The 21,226-nt window shown below is 62.4% G+C and carries 12 protein-coding genes and 3 pseudogenes; 6 read left to right on the top strand and 9 right to left on the bottom strand.

The features are described from left to right. The coding region (locus tag ACFX59_RS06515) for a DDE-type integrase/transposase/recombinase (protein ID WP_387430759.1) at window positions 1-481 on the top strand (481 nt) is incomplete at its 5' end. 232 nt (window positions 482-713) lie between these two features. Here the strand turns inward: ACFX59_RS06515 and ACFX59_RS06510 are convergent. Continuing rightward, window positions 714-1,203: pseudogene (locus ACFX59_RS06510) on the bottom strand (IS5 family transposase); the annotation flags it as partial. Window positions 1,204-1,525: 322 nt separating this feature from the next. On the opposite strand from ACFX59_RS06510, the gene ACFX59_RS06505 reads away from it, so the two are divergent. The 3 genes from ACFX59_RS06505 (at window position 1,526) to ACFX59_RS06495 (ending at window position 7,960) form a co-directional block, all read left to right on the top strand. Beyond that, the gene (locus ACFX59_RS06505) at window positions 1,526-3,115 is read left to right on the top strand and encodes a DUF5597 domain-containing protein (protein WP_387430757.1); all 1,590 of its coding nucleotides are present in this window, start codon (window positions 1,526-1,528) and stop codon (window positions 3,113-3,115) included. A gap of 154 nt (window positions 3,116-3,269) precedes the next feature. Next, the gene (locus ACFX59_RS06500; RefSeq protein WP_387430755.1) at window positions 3,270-4,976 is read left to right on the top strand and encodes a DUF885 family protein; all 1,707 of its coding nucleotides are present in this window, start codon (window positions 3,270-3,272) and stop codon (window positions 4,974-4,976) included. A gap of 155 nt (window positions 4,977-5,131) precedes the next feature. After that, complete coding sequence (locus tag ACFX59_RS06495; RefSeq protein ID WP_387430753.1) at window positions 5,132-7,960, top strand: TonB-dependent receptor plug domain-containing protein; 2,829 nt, start codon at window positions 5,132-5,134, stop codon at window positions 7,958-7,960. Between the two features lie 509 nt (window positions 7,961-8,469). On the opposite strand, the pseudogene ACFX59_RS06490 reads toward ACFX59_RS06495, so the two are convergent. Beyond that, window positions 8,470-9,478: pseudogene (locus ACFX59_RS06490) on the bottom strand (IS110 family transposase). A gap of 91 nt (window positions 9,479-9,569) precedes the next feature. After that, window positions 9,570-10,350: pseudogene (locus ACFX59_RS06485) on the bottom strand (IS5 family transposase). Window positions 10,351-10,458: 108 nt separating this feature from the next. Between ACFX59_RS06485 and ACFX59_RS06480 the strand changes: the two are divergent. Continuing rightward, window positions 10,459-11,268, top strand: coding sequence for an IS5 family transposase (locus ACFX59_RS06480; protein WP_387430751.1), 810 nt, complete (start codon window positions 10,459-10,461; stop codon window positions 11,266-11,268). A gap of 10 nt (window positions 11,269-11,278) precedes the next feature. Here the strand turns inward: ACFX59_RS06480 and ACFX59_RS06475 are convergent, their stop codons facing one another. From ACFX59_RS06475 to ACFX59_RS06450, 6 genes are all read right to left on the bottom strand, one after another. Beyond that, window positions 11,279-12,553 carry a S41 family peptidase gene (locus ACFX59_RS06475; protein ID WP_387430749.1) on the bottom strand — a complete coding sequence of 425 codons (1,275 nt, stop codon included), beginning with the start codon at window positions 12,551-12,553 and terminating at the stop codon, window positions 11,279-11,281. A gap of 76 nt (window positions 12,554-12,629) precedes the next feature. After that, entirely contained in the window at window positions 12,630-15,278 is a 2,649-nt protein-coding gene (locus tag ACFX59_RS06470) for a TonB-dependent receptor domain-containing protein (RefSeq protein WP_387430747.1), read from the bottom strand. A 62-nt stretch (window positions 15,279-15,340) separates the two neighbouring features. Beyond that, window positions 15,341-17,143, bottom strand: coding sequence for an ABC transporter ATP-binding protein/permease (locus ACFX59_RS06465; RefSeq protein ID WP_387430745.1), 1,803 nt, complete (start codon window positions 17,141-17,143; stop codon window positions 15,341-15,343). A 105-nt stretch (window positions 17,144-17,248) separates the two neighbouring features. Continuing rightward, on the bottom strand, window positions 17,249-17,461 hold the full coding sequence (locus ACFX59_RS06460) for a heavy-metal-associated domain-containing protein (protein WP_307098198.1): 213 nt from the start codon (window positions 17,459-17,461) through the stop codon (window positions 17,249-17,251). Window positions 17,462-17,492: 31 nt separating this feature from the next. Next, window positions 17,493-19,922, bottom strand: a complete 2,430-nt coding sequence (locus tag ACFX59_RS06455; RefSeq protein ID WP_387430743.1) for a heavy metal translocating P-type ATPase — start codon at window positions 19,920-19,922, stop codon at window positions 17,493-17,495. Between the two features lie 13 nt (window positions 19,923-19,935). Then, window positions 19,936-20,391 carry a heavy metal-responsive transcriptional regulator gene (locus ACFX59_RS06450; protein WP_387430741.1) on the bottom strand — a complete coding sequence of 152 codons (456 nt, stop codon included), beginning with the start codon at window positions 20,389-20,391 and terminating at the stop codon, window positions 19,936-19,938. Window positions 20,392-20,763: 372 nt separating this feature from the next. Here ACFX59_RS06450 and ACFX59_RS06445 point away from each other — a divergent pair, with 372 nt between their 5' ends. Continuing rightward, window positions 20,764-21,165: a hypothetical protein gene (locus tag ACFX59_RS06445; protein WP_387430739.1), complete on the top strand. Its 402-nt coding sequence runs from the start codon at window positions 20,764-20,766 to the stop codon at window positions 21,163-21,165. Window positions 21,166-21,226: the final 61 nt, after the last annotated feature.

The following is a 21,226-nucleotide window of genomic DNA, read 5'->3' as shown; positions in this document are numbered from 1 at the left end:
TGAGTTCACCTGCTGGAACCGCGAGGTCGTGCGCGGCGCCTTCATCATCGACGCCCACGACCGCGAGATCATCGCCTGGCGTGCGGTCGCCAATGCCGGCATCAGTGGCTCGGACGTGCGCGACATCATGCTGGAAGCCGTGGAAACCCGCTTCGGCACCATGCGTGCGAACACGCCGATCGAGATGCTGTCGGACAACGGCTCGGCCTATACCGCTCGCGAAACGCGGACCTTTGCCCGGCAATTCGGGCTCAAGCCCTGCTTCACGCCTGTCCGAAGCCCGCAATCCAACGGCATCTCCGAGGCCTTCGTGCATACCCTCAAACGCGATTACGTCCGCGTCTCGCCGCTCCCCAATGCATTCAACGCGTTGACATCGCTGGCCGGGTGGATCGAGGACTACAACGATAACCACCCCCATTCAGGGCTCAAAATGCGTTCGCCGCGCCAACATCGCGCACTGGTTTTTGCAACCGCTTAAATCTGTCCGGTGAAACGGGGGCTAGATCATTGATTTTCTGCACGGATATGGACTTGCGACGAACGGTGGCGCTGTCGCGCGAACTTCGCCAGCTTCCCATGAAAAGCTTGACCGAGATACTTCATCCAAAACTAAATGCCAAACCGACCATCTTGATTGAGAGCAAAGCTTTACCCTTAGCGTTAACATAATACTTGAGGGAGCGATCTTACTTGGGGTTAGGTTTCGTTGATTACAGCCACAAGATGACGGTGGTAGCGAAGGCGACGGCGGAGAAGAGGACGATTGGCAGCGATCATAGCGGGTCGCGACGCGTCGCCAGTCTTTGAGGCGGCCGAACATGATCTCGATGCGGCTGCGGCGCCGGTAGCGGCGCTTGTCATACCTGACGGGCTCGTTGCGGGATCGCCGGCCCAGGATGCAGGGCTGGATGTCCTTTGCTTGGAGCGCGTCTCTGAACCAGTCGGCGTCGTAGCCGCGGTCGGCGAGCAGCCATTGCGCCTTGGGCATATCGTCGAGCAGCGCTGCCGCGCCGGTGTAGTCGCTGACCTAGCCCGCCGTCATGAAGAAGCTTAACGGGCGGCCCTTCGCATCGGCGATGGTATGGAGCTAGGTGTTCATGTCTCCTTTGGTGCGTCCGATCAGGCGGCCGAAGCCCCCTTTTTTACTCGCAGGCTCGATGCCGTGCGGCGCGCTTTGAGGTAGGTCACGTCGATCATCACCTAACCTCGTGATCGCAGAACCGGCAGCAGCTTAGTACGCCTGCATTGGACAACTCTCCCAGACAACATCGCGGCGCTGTACCGACGACTCTCCGGCAAGGACAACGAATTGCGATGGACAACTCAGCCATTTGAAGATATAGTATACCAAAAGATCGACAGCCAAGAACTGAGTGGTGTAGCTTCGCCGCTTAGAACGGTTCTTATGAACTTCGAGATATGATCACCAGCGTAGAACGGTCAGCGTTCGATATGCTTTCGGCAGTCCGCCCGGCCTGAACGCGGTGGCGCCCGGTAGAAACTAGAGCAGGGGATCTATGGTATGCGCTTCAACAGATTTGCCTCGTCAATAGCCGGGCTTGCCGTGGTGTCGGCGATGGTGGCGTCCGCCGCCGCCGAGCCGATACCCCGGATCGAGCGCCGCGACGACCGGTTCATGCTGTTGGTGGACGGCAAGCCCTATTTCGTTCTGGCCGCCCAGTTGCACAATTCGAGCGCTTGGCCGGCAATGCTGCCGGAGGCGTGGCGCGCGGCTGAGGCACTCGCACCTAACACGATCGAGGTGCCGATCTATTGGGAGCAGTTTGAGGCGCAAAAGGGACGCTTCGACACTACCAACGTCGACGCCCTGATCGCGAAGGCACGGGAAACCGGCAAGCGTCTGGTCTTCCTGTGGTTCGGCACGTGGAAGAACGGGCAAATGCATTACGTGCCGGAATGGGTGAAGGGTGACCCCGCCCGCTATCCGCGAACGATCGACGAGCGCGGTCTGCCAACAGACGTCCTATCCCCGCATTCGCAAGCCAATCTCGACGCGGACCGCTCTGCCTATACGGCGTTGCTGGCGCATCTGAAGAAGGTGGATGGCGAGCGCCACACCGTCATCATGGTGCAGGTCGAGAACGAACCGGGTGCGATCGGCGCGGTGCGCGACCATGGTGCGGAGGCGGAGGCCGCGTTTCGCGCGACGGTGCCGGCGGCGGTGACGACGCGGCTCGGCAAAGCGCCGGGCGACTGGCGGACCGTGTTCGGCCCGGACGCCGACGAGGCGTTCAACGCCTGGGCGACGGCGCGCTATATCGAGCAGATCGCCGCAGCGGGCAAAGCTGTCTACCCGTTGCCCACCTACGTGAACGTCTGGATGCGCTACAAGGGCTTCAGCCGTCCCGGTGGCGATTATCCGAGCGGCGGGGCGACATGGAATATGTTCGATGTGTGGCGCAGCGTGACACCGTCGATCGACTTCATCGGTACCGATGTCTACACGAGCGATGCCGCCGAGTATCGCAAGGTGCTGGGGCAATATGCCCGTGCGGATAATCCGTCCTGGGTTTCGGAAACGGGCTTCGACCCGAAGATCGCGCCCTATCTGTTCTACGTCCTCAACCATGGCGGTATCGGCTTCTCGGTCTTCGGCATCGATGATGCGAAAGGGCCGACGACCGATGCTGCGGCGGCCGCGCACCGGGTGAATTTCGCGCTGCTCGATCCAATCCGCGATCTGATCGCACGGGGCGGCTTCGACCATCGGCTTCAGGCCGTCGTCGAGGAGCCCGGGCAGGCGCGCCAGACGATCCCGTTGGCGGATGGCTGGCGCGTCGATGTCGCGTTCGGCCCGCCGGCATGGGGCGATACGCCCGCGATCGTCCCCAATTCCCCGGAGCAGACCGGACGGGCCTTCGTGCTCGCCATGAATGACGGCAGTTTTCTGGTTTCGGGTGTCGATGCGCGGCTGGAATTCAAGCGGGTGTCGTCGGATGGCCGGCGCGGCCAACTCATGCGCGTCGAAGAGGGACGTTTCGTGGACGGGGCGTGGCAGGTTTCTCGCTGGCTGAACGGCGACGAAACCGACTTCGGTCTCAACTTTGGCCACGAGCCGAGGTTGCTGCGGGTACGAGTCGCGCCGCTTTAAAAGAGCTTTCCGTACCGGTGAGGACGCAAGGCACCGGGAAAGCTAATATAATCCTTATGTTACAATCCCGAACAAATCCACTTGATCAAAAGTATACTATATGATGTATTTCTGACTATGCTGTAATACGCAACTCGATTTGTCGGGGGGTGATATGAAACGCTTAGCCATAATCATCTTCTATCTGACGGCGCCCCTTTCTCCTGCGAAGGCGGTGCTTGCGCAGGTTACGCCACCGGCGAACGCGTCCAGATCTGCTGTTGGGGAGAGGCCCGCCAACTACGAAGCGCTAACCGAGCTTTTCGTAGATTGGCGCGCCTTCGCAACCCCGGCGCTCAACGGCTATCTGCCGGACTATAGCGACGCGGCGATGGCGGAAAAGAAGGCGGCGCTTCCGGACTTCATGGCCAGACTGAAGGCGATCGATACGGTGGGTTGGCCGGTCGACGCGCTAGCTGACTACAGGCTGGTCCAAGCCGAAATGAACGGCATGGATTTCGATTTCCGGGTTCTGCATCCTTGGTCACGCGACCCCACCTTCTATGCGACGGTCTTCGCCGATTGGAGCGATGTGCCGGCGCATGAGGGGCCTTACGCCTATCCGAACATCAACCTGTATGATTTCAAGTTTCCGCTGGACGTAAAGGAACAGGCGAAGCTGACGGCGATGCTGGCGTCGGTGCCGAAACTGCTGGAGAGTGCGCGGGAGAATTTGAAAAGCAGCAATGCCCGCGACCTGTGGGTCTATGGCGGCGCGGCCTTCAGGCAGCAGAGCGCGGTCCTTTCCGCGCTGGAGGCGGGCACTCTCACGATGCGCACGCTGGATGGGCGCCTTCCCGCGACGATGACCGGGGCGAAGCCTGCGTTGCTGCAGGCGATCCGAGCGGCCCGCAGGGCGACGCACCGCTTCGCGACATGGATCGCCGAGCAGGCGCCGGGCAAGACCGGCCCGAGCGGCGTCGGTAAGGACAATTATAATTGGTACGTCGCCAATGTGGAATTGTTGCCGTATGACTGGGATCAGCAGGTCCTGCTGTTGCGCCGGGAACTGGACCGGGCCATCTCCTCCCTGACGCTCGAGGAGTTGCGCAACAGCGACGTACCACCGGTGCGAACGGCGGACGATCCGGCCGCGTACCGCAGGATGGCGGCGGAGAAGACGGCCTTCTTCAGTGCGTTCATGGAAAGCAAAGGTTTCGCCGAAGCCAGGCCGGAATATCGTTCGGCGATGGCGGCGCAGACACCGGACTATGTTCCGCCGGACCATCGCGACTTCTTCTCGCACGTAACGTCGCAAGACCCGCTGCCGCTCGTGACACATGCGTCGCACTGGATCGATCTGGCGCGATTGAAATATCAACCCAGCGCAAGCGCGATCCGCCGCACGCCGCCGCTCTACAATATCTTTGCTAACAGGTCGGAAGGTCTGGCGACGGCATTTGAAGAGATCGTCATGCAGGCCGGAATGTATGACAACATCCCGCATGGCCGCGAACTGGTCTGGATCATGCTGGCAAATCGTGCGGCGCGGGGCCTCGCCTCTCTGTATGTCCAGTCCAATGAGATGACGCTTGCGCAAGCAGGCAAGTTTCATGCGGAATGGACGCCGCGCGGCTGGTCCAACCCGGAAAGCCCGCTCGTCGCGTTCGAGCAGCTCCTCTATGCGCGCCAACCCGGTTACGGGCCGAGTTACATCATCGGCAAGCTGCAAATCGACGGGTTGATAGCCGATGCCGTGCGCGCCGACGATACTGCGCGCAAACCTTTCGTCATGCGCGACTTTATGGGCCGGATGATGAGCGCCGGCATCCTGCCGGTCGCGCTGATCCATGACGAAGTCATACCGCCGAAGCCGCAATAAGCGGACGTAGCCGGAGCGGGCGCCAGACCCGCGGCCAAGAAGATCGAACACCATAAAACAATACCGGCGCGAGGCTTCGTGGTCGGAAGGGTTCAGTGCGCCCTCGGAACAGGGCGCTTCGACTAGGAAAATCATCAGAGAGAAGGGGGCTTATCATGGCGAATATGCGGTACTTCGACAGACGGCGCGGTTTCATGCTCATGCTGATGGCATCGGCGATGCCGACACCGGCAATGGGGCAGGATACGGCGGAACCAACTGCGGACACGATCGTGGTAACGGGCTCGCGCATCCGTCGCGATCCGCTCAACGATCCGGCACCGGTCACGATATTGGACCGCGCCGATATCGAGCGCAGCGGCACGTCGTCGGTCGGTGATTTCCTCCAGCGCCTGCCGAGCAATGGCGGCGGCCTGAATTCCAGCTTCAACCGCAGCGGCAACAACGGCAATCCGCCCGATGGTGGCGGTGTCGGTGCAGGATCGAGTGAAATCGACATCCGCTATCTCGGTTCACGCCGTACACTGGTGCTGGTTGACGGCATGCGCTTCATCAATGGCGCGGCCGCCAGCGGCATTCCCGGCGCGGTCGATCTCAACGCCATTCCGGATTCGATGGTCGAGCGGATCGACGTCCTGCGCGACGGCGCATCCACGATCTACGGATCGGATGCGGTCGCGGGCGTGGTCAACATCATCACCAAGACCCGGCAGAAGGGATTCATCGGCAGTGCCTATGTCGGCACTTGGGGCAGCGGCCGCGGAACCACGCAAAATTATCAGGTGAACTGGGGCAATGGTGGTAGCGGCGGGCCGGTCTCGGTTGTGGCGGGCGGCAATTTCGTCAAACAAGACAAGATCTTCGCATCCGGCTTCCCGACACCTGGAGCGACCAGTTGCGATTCAAACTGCAGTGGCACGACCCCCAATGGGCGTTTCATCTTCACCAATCCGTCGACGGGCAAAACGCTGGCGCTGACGCTGAAGAGCAATCCTATCGCGTCGCCGCGCTTCGACCCCGCCGATCCGACCGGTGCGAACAGCGATTTCAAGGCATTCACGAATTCCGACCGCTATAATTACGTGCCACCGAACTACGTCCTGACACCGCAGGAACGGATCGGCGCGTTCGTCAATTTCTCAGCCGATCTCGGAAATTCGGTGAGGCTGTTGGGGAAGGTGATCTACAACCGCCGCACGTCGGAAAATCAGGCCGCGCCGCTGCCGGTCATACTCGGTCCCGATGCGGGCAACGGCAATCTGCTCGACACTGTGTCGATCGACGCGACCAACCCCTACAATCCGTTCGGCATAACACTGAATGCTGGGACGAACGGCAGTCCCGCCAATTACCAGCGCGTAGCCCGCCGCTTCACGGAGAACGGCCCACGCAATTACCGGCAGACCGTCAACACCATGTATATGGGCGCCACGCTTGAAGGGCAGTTCGAGTTCGGCCCAGGCACGTGGTATTGGGATGTCAACGGCGTCTATTCCGAGAACAACGCGAAGCAGGTGGCACACGGAAACGTGAATGCCGCGAATCTCGCCCGCGCGGTCGGGCCGATCAGCGCGTGCACCGGCAGTTGCGTGCCGCTCAACCTCTTCGGCGGTGAAGGTACGATCACGCAGGCGATGCTCGATTACGTTGCGTTTACGCAGCGCGATCGCAGCGACCAGACGATGACCGATGCGACCCTCAACATCAGCGGCCCGCTGTTCCGGCTGCCTGCGGGCGACGTCAGCGTCGCTGCCGGTTACGAATTTCGCGAGCAGACCGGGTCATTCACGCCCGATCCGATTGTGGCGGCGGGCCTCGGTTCGGACATTCCCGCGCAGCCCTCCGCCGGGCGCTTCACGGTGCACGAACTATATGGCGAGCTGAATGCGACCTTGTTCAAGGATCTGCCAATGCTGCGCCTGCTCGAAGGATCCTTCGCGGCTCGCCGTTCGGACTATTCGACCAGCGGCGCGAAGACCGTGATGAAGGCCGGGCTGAACTGGAAACCGTTCAACGACCTGCGGCTGCGCGGCACATGGGCGCAGGGGTTCCGCGCGCCGAGCATCGGCGAATTGTTCGGCACGCCGTCCCGGTTCGACGGCGGTGCGGTCGATCCGTGCTCGGATTTCAACCATAGCGGGGTTTCGGAAACTGTTCGGCGGAATTGCATTTCCCGCGGGGTGCCTGCAAACGGATCGTATATTCAAAGCGATACGACGCTGCCGGTGTTGACCGGCGGCAACAGGAATTTGCGGGCGGAAACGTCGGAGAGCTGGATTTTCGGCGGCGTCTACAGCCCCGGCTTCATGATCTCTTCGGGGCTTGCGAGCCGTTTCAGCGTCGAGGTCGATTATTACACGATCCGCGTAGATGACGCGATTGCCTCAGTCGGTGCGGATGTGCTGCTGGCGAATTGCGCTAACATCAACGATCCCGTCAGTTGTGCCAGTGTCACGCGCTCGGCCAGTGGACAGGTGACGCAGATTCGCGGCCTGTTGCAGAACATCTCGTCGCTCAAGAGCGCCGGCATTGACCTGACGCTTAATTACCGCTCGCCACAGATTGGTTCAGGTACCATCGGATTGACGGCGTTGGCCAATTACCTGCTGGAATATTCGGTCACGCTGCCGACGGCGACCGGTACGGAAAAGACCGAGCTTCAGGGCACGCAGCAGGGCGGCACGGTTTACTCGCGGATCAAGGGCCTGGCGACGCTGGACTGGAAGAGCCGAGATTACTCCGTCGCGGTCATCGCCCGGTATCTGGGCAGCGCGCGAGAGCCGGGGTTCAACAATTCCAACGTGCCTGCCGTGACGTATCTGGATGCGCAGATCGGCTGGAACCTGCCGTTCGCCAACCGGAATTTCACGTTGAGCCTGGGCATGAATAACGTGCTGGCGACGAATGCGCCCAACTGTCTGAGCTGCGCGGGTCTGAATCTGTCGGATCGGTTCACCTACGCTCGGATCAGCGCGAAGTTCTGAGAAGTGACATTGACCCTTGACTGCAAGCGCGGGGCGGTAGCGTGCAAGCGCTGCCGCCCCGGGCGACAAGCTTGTCGTCACCTGAGCGGATCGGCACGATATTCGTGCGCCTGCCTGTCCAGATTTCAAGCCGTCATGCCGCACTGATCGACCTTGCGGCATCCTTGCCGGGCGCCGAGTTGGCTATGACCTGCTTCCCGAAAACCATACCTTTAATTGGTTGGCTCGTCAGATAAAGAAGAGCGCGGACCCTAGGGTTAGGATCTGTAATTTGCGTCCACTCGGCGGTTGTCCCTTGAGGGTCTCAAGGATCTGTCCGCACTCGCAGACCTGTTGGTCGGTGGTGCTGTATCGGGTCTCACAAGACCGAACGTCGCATTGACTCGGAGCGGGCTTGGCAGCCCATCTGATAACCTTCGCGGATCGTCCGTCCCTGCGTTCCCTCGCGGGACACCGCCATCGGGTCAGCTGGAGAGCATCACCGTTGGCGAAGGGGAGCTTACCGTATTTCAGGCCTCGAACAAGGTGCCGTCACGCAGCATGGCATGCATGATGACGGAAAGGCGGCGGGCGAGCGCAAACCGGGCTTTTCCTGAGGCCGCGCCGCTTTGCGATCTTCAGCGCCCAAGTCTTGAGCCCAAAGGTCTGCCGCGCGGGCGTCAGGATCGAGTTGGCCGCTTCGTAGAGCAGTTTGCGGACGGTGCCGTCACCCTGCTTGCTGATCCGGCCGGTCCAGTCGAGCTCGCCGGACTGATGCCGGCGTGGGACGAGGTCGAAGTAGGCGCCGGCGGTTCGTGACCGCTTGAACCGGCCTGCCTCATCGACGGCGGCAGCGAACGCAGCCGAGGTCTGCACGCCGACGCCCGGGATGCTCATCAGGGCCTGGCAAGCCGGAGAGGCGATGCTGATCGCCTTGAGTTCGCGGTCCATTTGGCGGATCTCATCAACCAGGCCGACCCGCTCCCGGAGCAGCGCGGCCACCGCCTCGCCGAGACCCGGGACAGCGATGGTGGCTTGCACCCGCGCGAGGAACCGCTCGCCCTGGCCAGCCCCCGGCCTGATCCCGAAGGTGGCGCAGAGCCCACGGATGGTGTTGTCGAGCCGGACGCGAGCTTCCACTAGGTGCGCGCGGGCGGTGATTACCGAGCGGACGCCATGCGACGTCGGCGATTTGAGGTGCACTTGCTTGTAGAAGCCGGTCCGGGCCAACTGTGCGAGGCCCGCCGCATCATGCGGATCAGTCTTGTTCGCCTTCATCGCCTTGAGGCTCAGGTGGGCCTGGCCCGCATCGATGCACACGATCACGACGCCCACCGCGTGCAAGCCCCGCGCGACCCACGGCGTCATCCGGCCGGTCTCGATCACCACGCGTTCCATTGGACCATGGCGTTCCAGCAGCGAGGCGATCGCTTCCGGCGTGCTGTCCACGCATTGCGCGGCGACCTTGCGCCCTTCGGCATCGACAATGCAGACATGCGACGTTTCCATCGATAGGTCTATTCCGGCATAGCGCTTCATGGCTGCTTCCTTCCTTCAGGTCCGACAGCCAGAAGGTGCGCCGCTCAGCCGGCCCGAGAAAGCAGCCACAAATTACACGATGACTCGTTGATCACAGCCAGAAGATGACGGTGGCCGCGAGAGCGATGGCCGAGAAGAAGGCGGTGGGGCAGCGGTCGTAGCGGGTGTTGACGCGGCGCCAGTCTTTCAGGCGGCCGAACATCATCTGGATGCGGCTGCGGTGCCGGTAGCGGCGCTTGTCGTATCTGACGGGTTCATTGCGAGATTTTCGGCCTGGGATACAGGGCTGGATGCCTCTGGCATGCAGGGCGTCTCTGAACCAGTCGGCGTCATAGCCGCGGTCACCGAGCAGCCACTGTGCTTTTGGTAGATCATCAAGCAGCGCTGCCGCGCCGGTGTAGTTGCTGATCTGGCCTGCTGTCATGAAGAAGCTCAACGGGCGTCCGTTCGCGTCGGCGACCGCATGGAGCTTGGTGTTCATGCCGCCCTTGGTGCGCCCGAACAGGCGGCCGAGATCCCCTTTTTAACCCGCAGGCTCGATGCCGTGCGGTGCACCTTCAGGTAAAGCCTGCCCCGGCGAAGGCCGGGGTCGCGTCGATCATGACCGTCTTCGGCTCGGCGTCCGCCGTAGCCAAGCCCTCCACCATCCGCGTGAACACGCCTGCCTCACCCCAGCGCTTACAACGGTTATACAACGTCTTGTGCGGGCCGTAGTCCTTGCGTGCATCTCGCCAGCGCAGCCCGTTGCGATTGACGAATGCGATACCACTCAGCACCCGACGATCGTCCACCCGAGGCTTACCATGGCTCTTCGGAAAGAACGGCCGAAGCCGTTCCATCTGATCATCCGTCAGCCAGTACAGGTCGCTCATTCCAGTCTCCTCTCGGAGCCTGAATCAGATCGCGCGCCTCATATCAATGGGTCCTGATCCTGGAGGCTGTTATGGACTTGAGAGGTTTGCTGATCCATCCGAGGTGGGATGAGCATTTGCGGCAAGCCGTATCCATCTGACGTCAGCGATGAGGAATGGTTGCTGGTTGCACCGTACCTACTGCTGCAACGCGAGGATGCCGGGCAGCGGGAGCATGACCTGCGGGAGGTGTTCAACGGCCTTGGCTACATTGTTAAGACGGGCGCGCCATGGCGGTGGATGCCGAACGATCTGCCGCCCTGGGCAGCCGTGTACCAGCAGACACAGCGCTGGCTGGCGGCGGGCTGCTTCGAGGCGCTGGTGGACGACTTGCGCGCGGTGCTGCGGCTGTCAGCGGGGCACAAGGCCGAGCCGACCGCTGCGATCATCGACAGCCCGACGCTTCGATCGACGCCCGAAAGTGGCGAGCGGGCCGGCTATGACGGGGCCAAGCGCAAGAAGGGCTCGAAGATCCACATGGCCGTCGATACGCTGGGCCATCTGCTGGCCCTCCATGTCACGCCAGCCAGCACCGAGGATCGCGGCGAGTTCGAGCGGCTCGCCCGCACCGTACAGGCGGTCACCGGCGACACGGTCGAGCTGGCCTGGGTGGACCAGGGCTATACCGGCGGGCGGGCCGCCGATGCAGCAGACAAGCATGGCATCGCGCTCGAAGTCGTCAAACTGCCGCAGGCCAAGCGCGGGTTTGTTCTCCTGCCAAAGCGCGGGATCGTGGAGCGGTCATTCGCTTGGGCAACCCGTTTCCGCCGTCTCGTCAAGGACTATGAACGCTATGCTCAAACACTTGCCGGACTTCATGTCGTCGCTTTCGCCTCCATCATGATGAAACAAGCTACCGCACTCGCCGTAGGTTCATAACAGCCTCTAGTCAGCCTTCGCTTTCCAAAATGATTGCCAGGGTGGTTTGCAACGCATCCAGTCCAGGCCGGTTTTCATGATCGGGAAGGACATGATGTTCATGGGCGTGACGGCCCGCAGCGTCGGTGAAATACACCGGATCCCAGGTCACGACCATCCCGGAATAGGGGAGGGCGATGAAGAGCAGCGAGCCCTGTCCCCGCGACTTGGAATGGTTGCCCGCCGATTGTTCTCCGACAATCTGCGCGATGCCAGCCTGACGTGCCAGGATCGCGAATACTTCCGATGCGGAGCCCGTCACCTCATCGATCAGGATCCAGATCTTTCCGGCAAAGGGACTTCGGCGGCCGGTCGGCGAGAATGTCATCCAATGATTGTACGCGCCCGCGTCGAGCATGGCTTCGTCATCGGCGTCCAGCGCCGGGAGCATTCCCCGCCCGACCATCGTGGACAGGTCTATCCGAGGATAGCGGTCCATCGGATAAAAGGCCTCGGTGCACAGATGGACATGATCGCCCGCATCATACCGGGGAAATAGAACGAACCCGCTCAATTCGACCGGGGCGCTCAAATGCGGGCCGACCAGCATCCGTTCGACGAACGGGGTAAAGCCACCCGGATTACCCCGCACGTCGAAGATGAGATGCCCGAACGTCGCGATCGTCTGATAGAAATCGAACAGACGTTCTTCCAGCGCCGAATAGAAATCGGGATACTGGGCCATGTTCGGACCCATGTTGTCGATGGCGACGCGGGCGACCTTTCCCGCGATCGGAATATCGGTCGTCACCGTCGGGAGGCGACCATGCGATGGCCTTTCATACAGGCGCTGCCGGCTTTGGAGCGCAAGGCAGCCGATCTCCTCGATGCGATCCGGTCCATCCTGTATCCCGGTGTAGAATTCAATCACCTCCGGTCTCTTCAGAAGATTGTCGACATAGGCATCATAGCCTCCTACCGCGGACCGGGTCCGCAGGAAGAATTCGAAGTAGAATTCCCGCGGCAGGACGCCGACGTTGCTCGGCATCGCGTGCCAGGACCGGCTGCCGGCTCGCTGGACGCCCGGCGTGAAGATGAATCGGTCGAGAAGGGCGTGAAATTCGTGCGCGTCATAGGCTCGGTCCGCCGCAGCGATCGTCGCGGCGAGCGATTCCGCCTGCCGCACGATATCGACGCCGAACTTGCGACGCGCATGGTAGAGCTGCGTGAAGCTCCGCCCCATTTCACGCAAGAGATGGTCCAGATCGTATAGATGTCGTTCGTTCGCGGCGACCCGAGCCTTCATTCCAACCTGCCCCCTGTGTCGATCCGCACCGTTCCGCCCCGCGTTCGTTGGGTCGGGGCGGAACAACCACTGCTTTTTAGAACGACTTGCTCACCTCCAGCATGAAGCTGCGGCCATAGACGTTGAACAGCGATGCATTGTAACCGGGAAAGCCCTGCCAATTGTTGGACGGCGGCATCCGGTTGGCAACATTGTTCACGACACCGCTGACGTTCAGGCCTGCACCCAGGTCATATCGCGCGCTCAGGTTCACCAGCGTCCATCCGCTGTCCCATCCGGGTGTTCCATAGCTGGTCGAGGTCGGGCCTCCGACCAGCAGCGCATAGTTGGGCGAGGCGCCATAGCGGTTCACGAACACGGTCCCGCTGAACGGCCCACGGTCCAGTGTCACGCTGGCATTCAATATATCCTTGAAGATGCCGCCGTTATTGGGGTTCTTCAGCTGGTCGACGATCGGCGACACCGAGTCCGCCTGCGACTTGAACAGCAGCGTCCGATTGTAATTGGCGTCCAGACGGAATGTACCGATCGACGCCGCAGGCAGCGTATATTGCGCGGCGATCATCAGTGCCTGGGTCTGCTTGGTGGAGACGTTGAAGAAGCCGCGGGTGATGTCGGTCACGCGGCCCGTCGCGGGATCGCGCTTGACCAGCGACCGGGCATAGTCGCAGCTGGACAGGTACGAAACGTCGCGTCCTTCGCGACAGGCGGCTTCGTCGAACAGGATGTTCGCGACCGTCAGCGCCCGCACCTCGTTGCGGATGGCGATATTCATGAAATCCGCGCTCAGGCGAAGCGCCTTGGTCGGCGACCATTTCGCGCCAACGGTCCAGGACCGCGCGGTCACGGGCTTCAGGTCAAGATTTCCCGACGAGGTGTTGCGCATGATGTAGCGACAACTGTTGGACGTTCTCGATACGCCCATCTGGTCGCACAGGTACAGGTCGTAATTGTTGCTGTTCCCGGTGCTTTGGCCGAGGAACAGATAGGACATGTCAGGCGCGCGGAACGCGGTGCCCATGCCGCCTCGGAACACCAGGCTGTCGGCCGGATGCAGTTCCACGCCGCCCTTCCAGGTTGCCCGGCCGATCGATTTCCCGACATAGCCATAACCGTCATAGCGCGCCGCGAAGCTGCCGCTCAGCCAGGGCAGTACAGGCAGCGCCAGTTCGCCAGCGACCCCGGCATGACGCCGAGACCCCAGCGAGGCCAGTTGCGCTCCCCCGAAATAGAGTCCCGCCTGATACCCAGCATCGGGAGTGTCGATCCATTTCTCGTCCCCGATCTCGCCCTGGATCGCAAGCCCCGCGCTGCCACCGGGTAGATCGAGCAGCTTGCTGTTGAAGACCTTGCCGAGAATCTGCTGTATCCGGTCGGAGGCGAGGCGCGTCTGAGTGCCGGAAAAGCCGCGATACTCCTCGGGAGTCAACGGGACGAATACCTGCGCGATATTGCCGTATCGCTGCGCCAGATAGCTGGTCATCGTGGCCTGAACAGGCAGCAGCGTTTTCTGCTTCAGCCGCGAGTCGGATCGCGAGCCGTAAAAATCATATCGCCACCCGCCACGGGCCATCGGCCCGCGCGCGCCGATGGCGACGTCATGTTGGCGACCAAACTGGCGGGCGGCCGAAGTGGTCCAGCCGCCCATCTCCTCGGGTGCGATTTCGCGCGAGACAAGATAGGTCCGTCCCGACCCGGTATCGAGGAAGTTCTGCCAGACATAGACGGGACCGAAATTGGACACGGTGCGCGACAGCGTACCCGTCAGGTCGGCATAGAGGATATGGTCGCCCGACAGCGGCTGGCTCAGGCTGAGATAGCCGCTCCCATTGCGCCGCGCGCTGTCGTAGGTGGCCAGCATGCTGCGCGTATAGTCGCTGCCGCAATAGCGCGCCGCGCCTTCGGCGCGATACGTCATGGTGCCGCCGAACAACCCGGCCATTGCGGCGCATCCTGCGGTGCCCGGATCATAATAGCTGCTGGACGACAGACGGGCGAAGGCCTCGTCCTTGAAGGGGGAATAGGCGGTCCTGGCCCGATCGATGCCCAGAATGGCCTGGCGATCGTTGAATTCCCACCCATAGGTCAGCGTGCCGCCGGTCGGCAGGGTAGCGCCGCCGGTCAGTTGCGCCCGGATGCCCCGGCCGCCGCCCTCGCTATAGCCCGAACCGCGCAACGATACCGTAGTCTTGTCGAGGCTGGTCTTCAGGATGATGTTGACGACCCCGGCGACCGCATCCGCGCCATAGATCGCGGACTGGGTTCCCGGCAGGATCTCGATCCGGTCCACCATGGCCATTGGAACATTCGCCAGATTGGCGAAATTTCCGGCGTCGCCCGAATTGTTGTTGAGCGGATAATTGGCGGTCGGCCGGCCGTTGACGAGCACCTTGGTATAGCTGGCCCCCAGGCCGAACAGATTGATCTGCTTGACCCCCTGCATGTTGCCGGTTCCCGGCGTGGAGTCCCGCATGGCCCCGGTCATGAAAGACTGGCTACGCAGCGCGTCGGAGACCTCGCCGAAACCCTTATCCTGCATATCCTCGGCGGTGATGACCACCATTGGTCCCGCCGTTTCCTTGTCCGTGCCGGGCAGCAGCGAGCCGGTCACGACGATGTCCGAGCCACCTTCGCGCGTGTCGGCGCCGTCCCGCTTTTCCGGCACGGCTTGCGCCAGGGCGGCAACCGGGAACGATACGGCAAGCCCCGCGACGAGCTGACCCATGCGACGGAATTCATTGCAATATTTCATTGTCCTACACCCCCTGTTTTGGTGTTGAGTTTTCCTCAACGGGATGTTGCCGGCGCCTTTTTGAGCGTCTCGGACAACGTTTCCTGCGCTGCTGATGCCGGTACGACCGGCGCATCCCCGACGGGGGAAATGGTGAAAATCTGGTCGTGGAGCGCGATCACCGATCCCCGATGCGCGACGCTGACGATCGTCAGGTCGGGCTGGGCGTCGCGCAGCCGCCGGTAGAGAAGCTCCTCGGTATCCTGGTCGAGCGCCGACGTGGTTTCATCGAGGAAGGCCAGCGACGGTCGGTGAAGGAAGAGCCGCGCGAAGGCCAGCCGCTGCTGCTCGCCCGGCGACAGACACTTCTGCCACGGTGCCATGTCGCGCAGCCGTTCGACGAGGCGAGGCAGCCGGGCCGAGACGAGGGCGGCGCGACAATCCCGGTCGGTAAAATCGTCCAGCGACGCCGGATAGACGAGCGCGGCTTTCAGCGTGCCGCCTGGCACATAAGGGCGCTGCGGGATGAACATCGCAGGTCCGGTGGGCAGTTCGATCTTGCCCCGTGCGTGCGGCCACAGCCCGGCAAGCGCGAGCAGAAAGGTCGATTTGCCGCATCCGGACGGCCCGCACACCACGCTTGACGAGCCGGGGCGGATGGTCAGCGAAACCGGATCGGTCAATGCGAGTCCCTCCGGCGTCACCAGCGTCAGGTCGCGAGTGCGGAGCATCTCGTCGCCACTGGCCTCGATGGTCAGGGCGCCGCCCCCCTCAGATCCCTTCGCCGCCCCGGCGCGGCCAGCGAGCAGTCCGTCGAATTCGCAGATGCGACGGCTTGTCGCGCGCAACTCGGCCAGTTCGCGATAGTTGAGGACGAACCAGGACAGAGCGATGCGGATTTGAAGACAGGCCTGCACCATCTGGGTCAGGTCTCCCAGCGTCATGTGCCCGCTGAAATAGCCGCCAGTGGCGATCAGATAGGGCAGTACCTGTCCGAACTGGTTGACGCTGTCGACGCCCAGCATGACCCGCTTGGTATCGCCGACCAACTTTTTCCAGTTTCCGCGAACCCGCGCGAATGCGGCGCCCAGCCGTGCGCTCTCGGCCTGCTCGCCCGCATAGAGCGCGATCGGTTCGGCATATTCGCGCACCCGGACCAGATCGAACCGATAATCCGCCTCATAGGCTTGCTGGCGATAGCGGGTCCGGTTCAGCGGTCGGCCGATCCATTCGACGATCGCGCTGCCGCCCAGCACGAACAGGATCATCACCCACAAGGCGAGGCCCGGTATCGCCACCGAATGCCCGCCCATGTCGAAGTGAAGCGCGCGCGATGCGGTCCACAGGACTACGCCAAGCGTGACGATGACCCCGAGCTGGCGATAGATCTCAAAGCCGTATTCGAGCGCCTTTTCGGAGTAGAGGGCCAGATCCTGCGCGATGCGCTGGTCGGGGTTGTCGATCTGTCCGGCGCGCTCGATCCGGTAATAGCTCTTGTTTTCCAGCCAGCCGGCCAGGAACCGGTCGTTCAGCCACACCCGCCAGCGCATCTGCAGGATCATCCTGATCCAGATGGTGAAGGTATCGACCAGGACCGCGATCAGGCTGAGCCCGGCCACGAACAGAAGCTCGGACCAGAAGGCGTCGAGATTGCGGACGCCGATCGCGTCGTAGAGCCGCTTGTTCCACAACGAGAACTGCAACGTGCACCATACCGACCCGGAGCGGAGCGCGATGCTGGTTCCCAGCAGCAGCCATGCCCAGTATCGGTCGCGCGAAATCCAGTAGCCACCCAGCAACCGTAGCGCGGCGCGCATCGTCGGCTTCTGGATCGGCGCTGTCCCCAGTCGGTCGCTCATGGTCCCGCCCCCCGGCATGGCTGTTGAGTGTGATGGCTGTTGGTTTGGGATGCGAAGGCGCCGTCGTCCCCGACACGCCCCGCCTTCGCATCGGTTGGGAGCCAATCAGGCGGGAACGACGGTGAAGCCCGCATCCTTCACGATCGTTTCGAGCCCCTGCCGATCGATCAGCGCCGGGTCGAAGGCCACGACCACCTGCTTGGTCGCCAGTTCGATCTCGGCCGACGCGACGCCCTCCGCGGCCTCCATCACTCGCTTGAGACGGCCCGAGCAGCCCCCGCAGGTCATGCCGTCAACCGTCATCTGCACCGAACTCATGATTTCCTCCTCATATGAAGCGCGACCGATGTCAGCGCGGCCTCCAGCGGTTCAGCAGCAAAGAATTGCTGACCACCGAAATCGAACTCATCGCCATCGCCGCTCCGGCGATGACCGGGTTAAGCAGCCCGAAGGCGGCAAGCGGAATGCCCAACACGTTGTAGATGAAGGCGAAGAACAGGTTCTGGCGGATCTTGGCCAGTGTCGCGCGCGACAGTTCGACCGCCGTCGGTACACCACGCAGGTCGTTGCGGACGAGCACGACGTCGGCCGCCTCGATCGCCACGTCGGAGCCCGCACCGATCGCGAACGAGACATCGGCCTGGGCCAGGGCAGGGGCATCGTTGATACCATCGCCCGCCATTCCGACCGTGCCGCCGATCCCCTGGAGCCGCCGGACCTCCTCGGCCTTGTTCTGCGGCAGGACCTCCGCCGCGAAGCGGTCGATCCCGGCTTGGGCCGCGATCGCTTCGGCCGTATGGCGATTGTCGCCGGTCAGCATGACCACATCGATGCCCATCGACCGCAGGTTGCGTACCGCCTCTACCGAAGTCGTTCGCATCTGGTCCGCGATCCCGATGAAGCCGGCAGCGACACCGTCGACGGCCAGTCCGACCACGGTCTTGCCCTGCGCCTGAACCCTGTTAACCCGTGTTGCGAGTTCCGGTCCGATCGCCATGCCCAGTTCGGTCATCCAGCCGGGCGAACCCAGGCTGAGCCGTTGGTTGCCGACCATGCCGGATACGCCCTTGCCAGGAACGGTATCGAACTGGTCGACGGCCTCGGGTACGATCCGCTCGTCTGCCGCTTTCTTCAGAATGGCGCGGGCCAGCGGATGCTCCGATCCCTGCTCGAGCGCGGCGGCCAGGCGAAGCACGTCCCGCGCGGCCCAGTCGGAAGCGGCCAGCATGTCGGTGACTTCGGGCTTTCCTTGGGTCAGCGTGCCCGTCTTGTCGACGACCAGCGTCGACAGGCCGCGTGCGCGCTCCAGCACCTGGGCGTTGCGGATGAGGACTCCGTGCCTCGCCCCCAAACCGGTTCCGACCATGATCGCGGTGGGCGTCGCCAGCCCCAGCGAGCAGGGGCAGGCGATGACCAGCACCGCCACGGCGTTGACGAGCGCGGTCTGGAACTCGCCTGTCACCATCCACGCCACCACCAGGGTGGCGAGCGCGATCAGGACGACGACCGGGACGAAGATACCCGCGATCTTGTCCACGAACTGCTGGATCGGCGGCTTCGATCCTTGTGCCTCGTCCACCATGCGGATGATCTGCGACAGCATCGTGTCCGCGCCGACCCCGGTCGCGCGCACCCGCAGCATCCCATTCTGGTTCACCGTCGCCGCAAAGACCTTCGAACCCGCCTCCTTCGCGACGGGAAGGCTCTCGCCGGACAGCATCGCCTCATCGACGCTCGACCGCCCGGACAGAACCTCGCCATCGACCGGTACGCTCTCGCCAGCCGCGACGACGAAGATGTCGTCGACCAGCAGGGTTCCAGCATCGACCTCGACGATCACGCCGTCGCGTTCAACCTTCGCCGTCTTGGGCTTGAGATTGAGGAGGGCGCGTATGGCGGACGACGTTTTGCGCTTGGCATTCGCCTCGAGCAGCCGCCCGAGCAGGATGAGGGTGATGATCGAGGCCGAAGCCTCGAAATAGACGTGCAGTTCGATGATATCGAACAGCGTCACCACCGCGCTGTAGAGATAGGCGATGCTGGTGCCGAGCACGACCAGCACGTCCATGTTCGCCGTGCCCGAGCGAAGCGACTTGAAGGCCGCCTTGTAGAAGCGCGCGCCGATCCAGAACTGCACTGGTGTGGCCAGCGCGAACTGGGTCCAGCGCGAAAGGATTTCCACATGATGGCCCTTCACCAGATGTGCCATCTGGCTGGGATCGAACATCACCGCCATCTGCGCGAACAGCGGCAGCGTCAGGACGAGGGAAGCCAGGAACATTCCCAATTCGCGGCGCCAGGCTGCCTGATCGCGCTTTTCCTTGGCAGCCAATTCATCGGCGGAGAGGTCACGCGCCTCGGTCGCCCCGAAACCGGCCTTGGCGATCCGGCTCGCGATCCCGGCAACGTCGATCACGCCCGGGATATAATCGACTCGCGCCTTGGCGGACGCGAAGTTCACCCCGCCGCCAACCACGCCATCGGTCTTCTTCAGGATGCCATCGATCCCAGCCGCACAGGCCGCACAGCTCATGCCCGTGATGTCGAAGACCGCCGTTTCGGGCGGCACCTCGAAGCCCGCGCGGTTGATCGCGGCCACCATGTCAGCGGGCGAAACCTGCCGGCCATCATAGCGGACATGCGCGCGCTCGGTGGCGAAATTCACCTGCGCCTGGACACCGGAAAGCCGGTTCAGGATTTTTTCGATCGTGATCGCACATGCCGCACAGGACATACCCCGCAAAGGCAGGTTGAGGGCGACGGCCCTTTCTTCCGACATTGAACCGACCTCGTTAGCTAATTCGTTGCGTTCCACCATGGCAGCAGGACGGTGGCTCATCCGCTTCGCCGGGCGTGTCGTCCCGGTCCGCATCTCCGTGCAGCGCAGACAGGATCGGGCAGCATTCGGGTTCGCCGGTTCCGGGGCAGGCTTCGGCCAACTCCTTCAGCGCATCGCGCATCCGGATCATCTCCGCGATGCGCATGTCCAGTTCGTGAATCCGTTCGTGCGCCCGGATTTTGACGCCCAGAACACCGTTCTCCCGGTCGGTTTCGAGCAGCAGCAGATTCTTGATCTCGCCAAGCGTAAAGCCCAGCTTCTTGGCGCGGCGGATGAAACGAACCCGTTCGACCGCCGCCTCGTCATATTGACGATACCCCGATGCCTTGCGCTCCGGCGGTTTCAACAGGCCCTCACGCTCGTAATAGCGGATGGTGTCGACCGCCACGCCTGCCAGCTTGGCAAGCACCCCGATCGTCAGGAGCGGCGCTGTCCGGGATGGGTTCCGAATCGACATGGGCAGAGCCTAACGCTTGGACCATACTCCAGAGTCAACGGTAATTTCGCGGTTGCGGAACGATCATGCCGCGATGCCGTGCGCAAAAACCGTGAACTGTATCGAACGTGTCGCGATCTTGCATGGCGGCGACGGAAGAATATTATCCCTTTTCAGTGTTATGACTAAATGTCGAGACTATGGTCCAGAGTTGGTCTCCTGCAAATATTCTCTTGAAATCTTGGTTGGTGCGTTGCGAAAAACCGGCGCAACCTGATATGTCGGCCGTGCTCTGGACGAAAAAGAACCGTTTTCGTCACCACAATTGCAGCTTCGGGATGTGTCTTGGCCGGTTTCCCCATCATTGTGAGGATGCTGATTTTGCTGGGCCTGACCATGGGGTCGGTCGGCAATGCCGCCGCGCACGTCCCGATGCGGACGCTCGCGATACCGATGACGATGACGGCCACCGCCAACTGCCATGATGCGGCAGTGGCAGGGCGGGATATTGCCATGACGGATCATGCGAGAATCACGTCCAGCCATGATCCGTCCCCAAAGGACGGCAAGGCGGATAAGGCCAAGTTCGGCTGCTGTACGGTGCAAGTCCCGCAGGTTTTCCTGCTCGGTAGCGATAGCTTCGAACGGCGGGGAGTGTTCGCCCTTGCCATCTTCGAAGGGTATGACGGTTTCGCGGTGGCACGCGCGCCCCGTCCGCTTCTGCTGCGCCCTCCCATCCTAGGTTGATCCGACCGAAGAAACGGACGTGATCCGCCATTCCCCGCCTTTCGTGGGGATCGGCCGTAAT

This window comes from Sphingomonas sp. NCPPB 2930 (genome assembly GCF_042867205.1).
Taxonomy (GTDB): Bacteria; Pseudomonadota; Alphaproteobacteria; order Sphingomonadales; family Sphingomonadaceae; genus Sphingomonas.
This window is presented reverse-complemented; position numbering and strand designations above follow the sequence as displayed.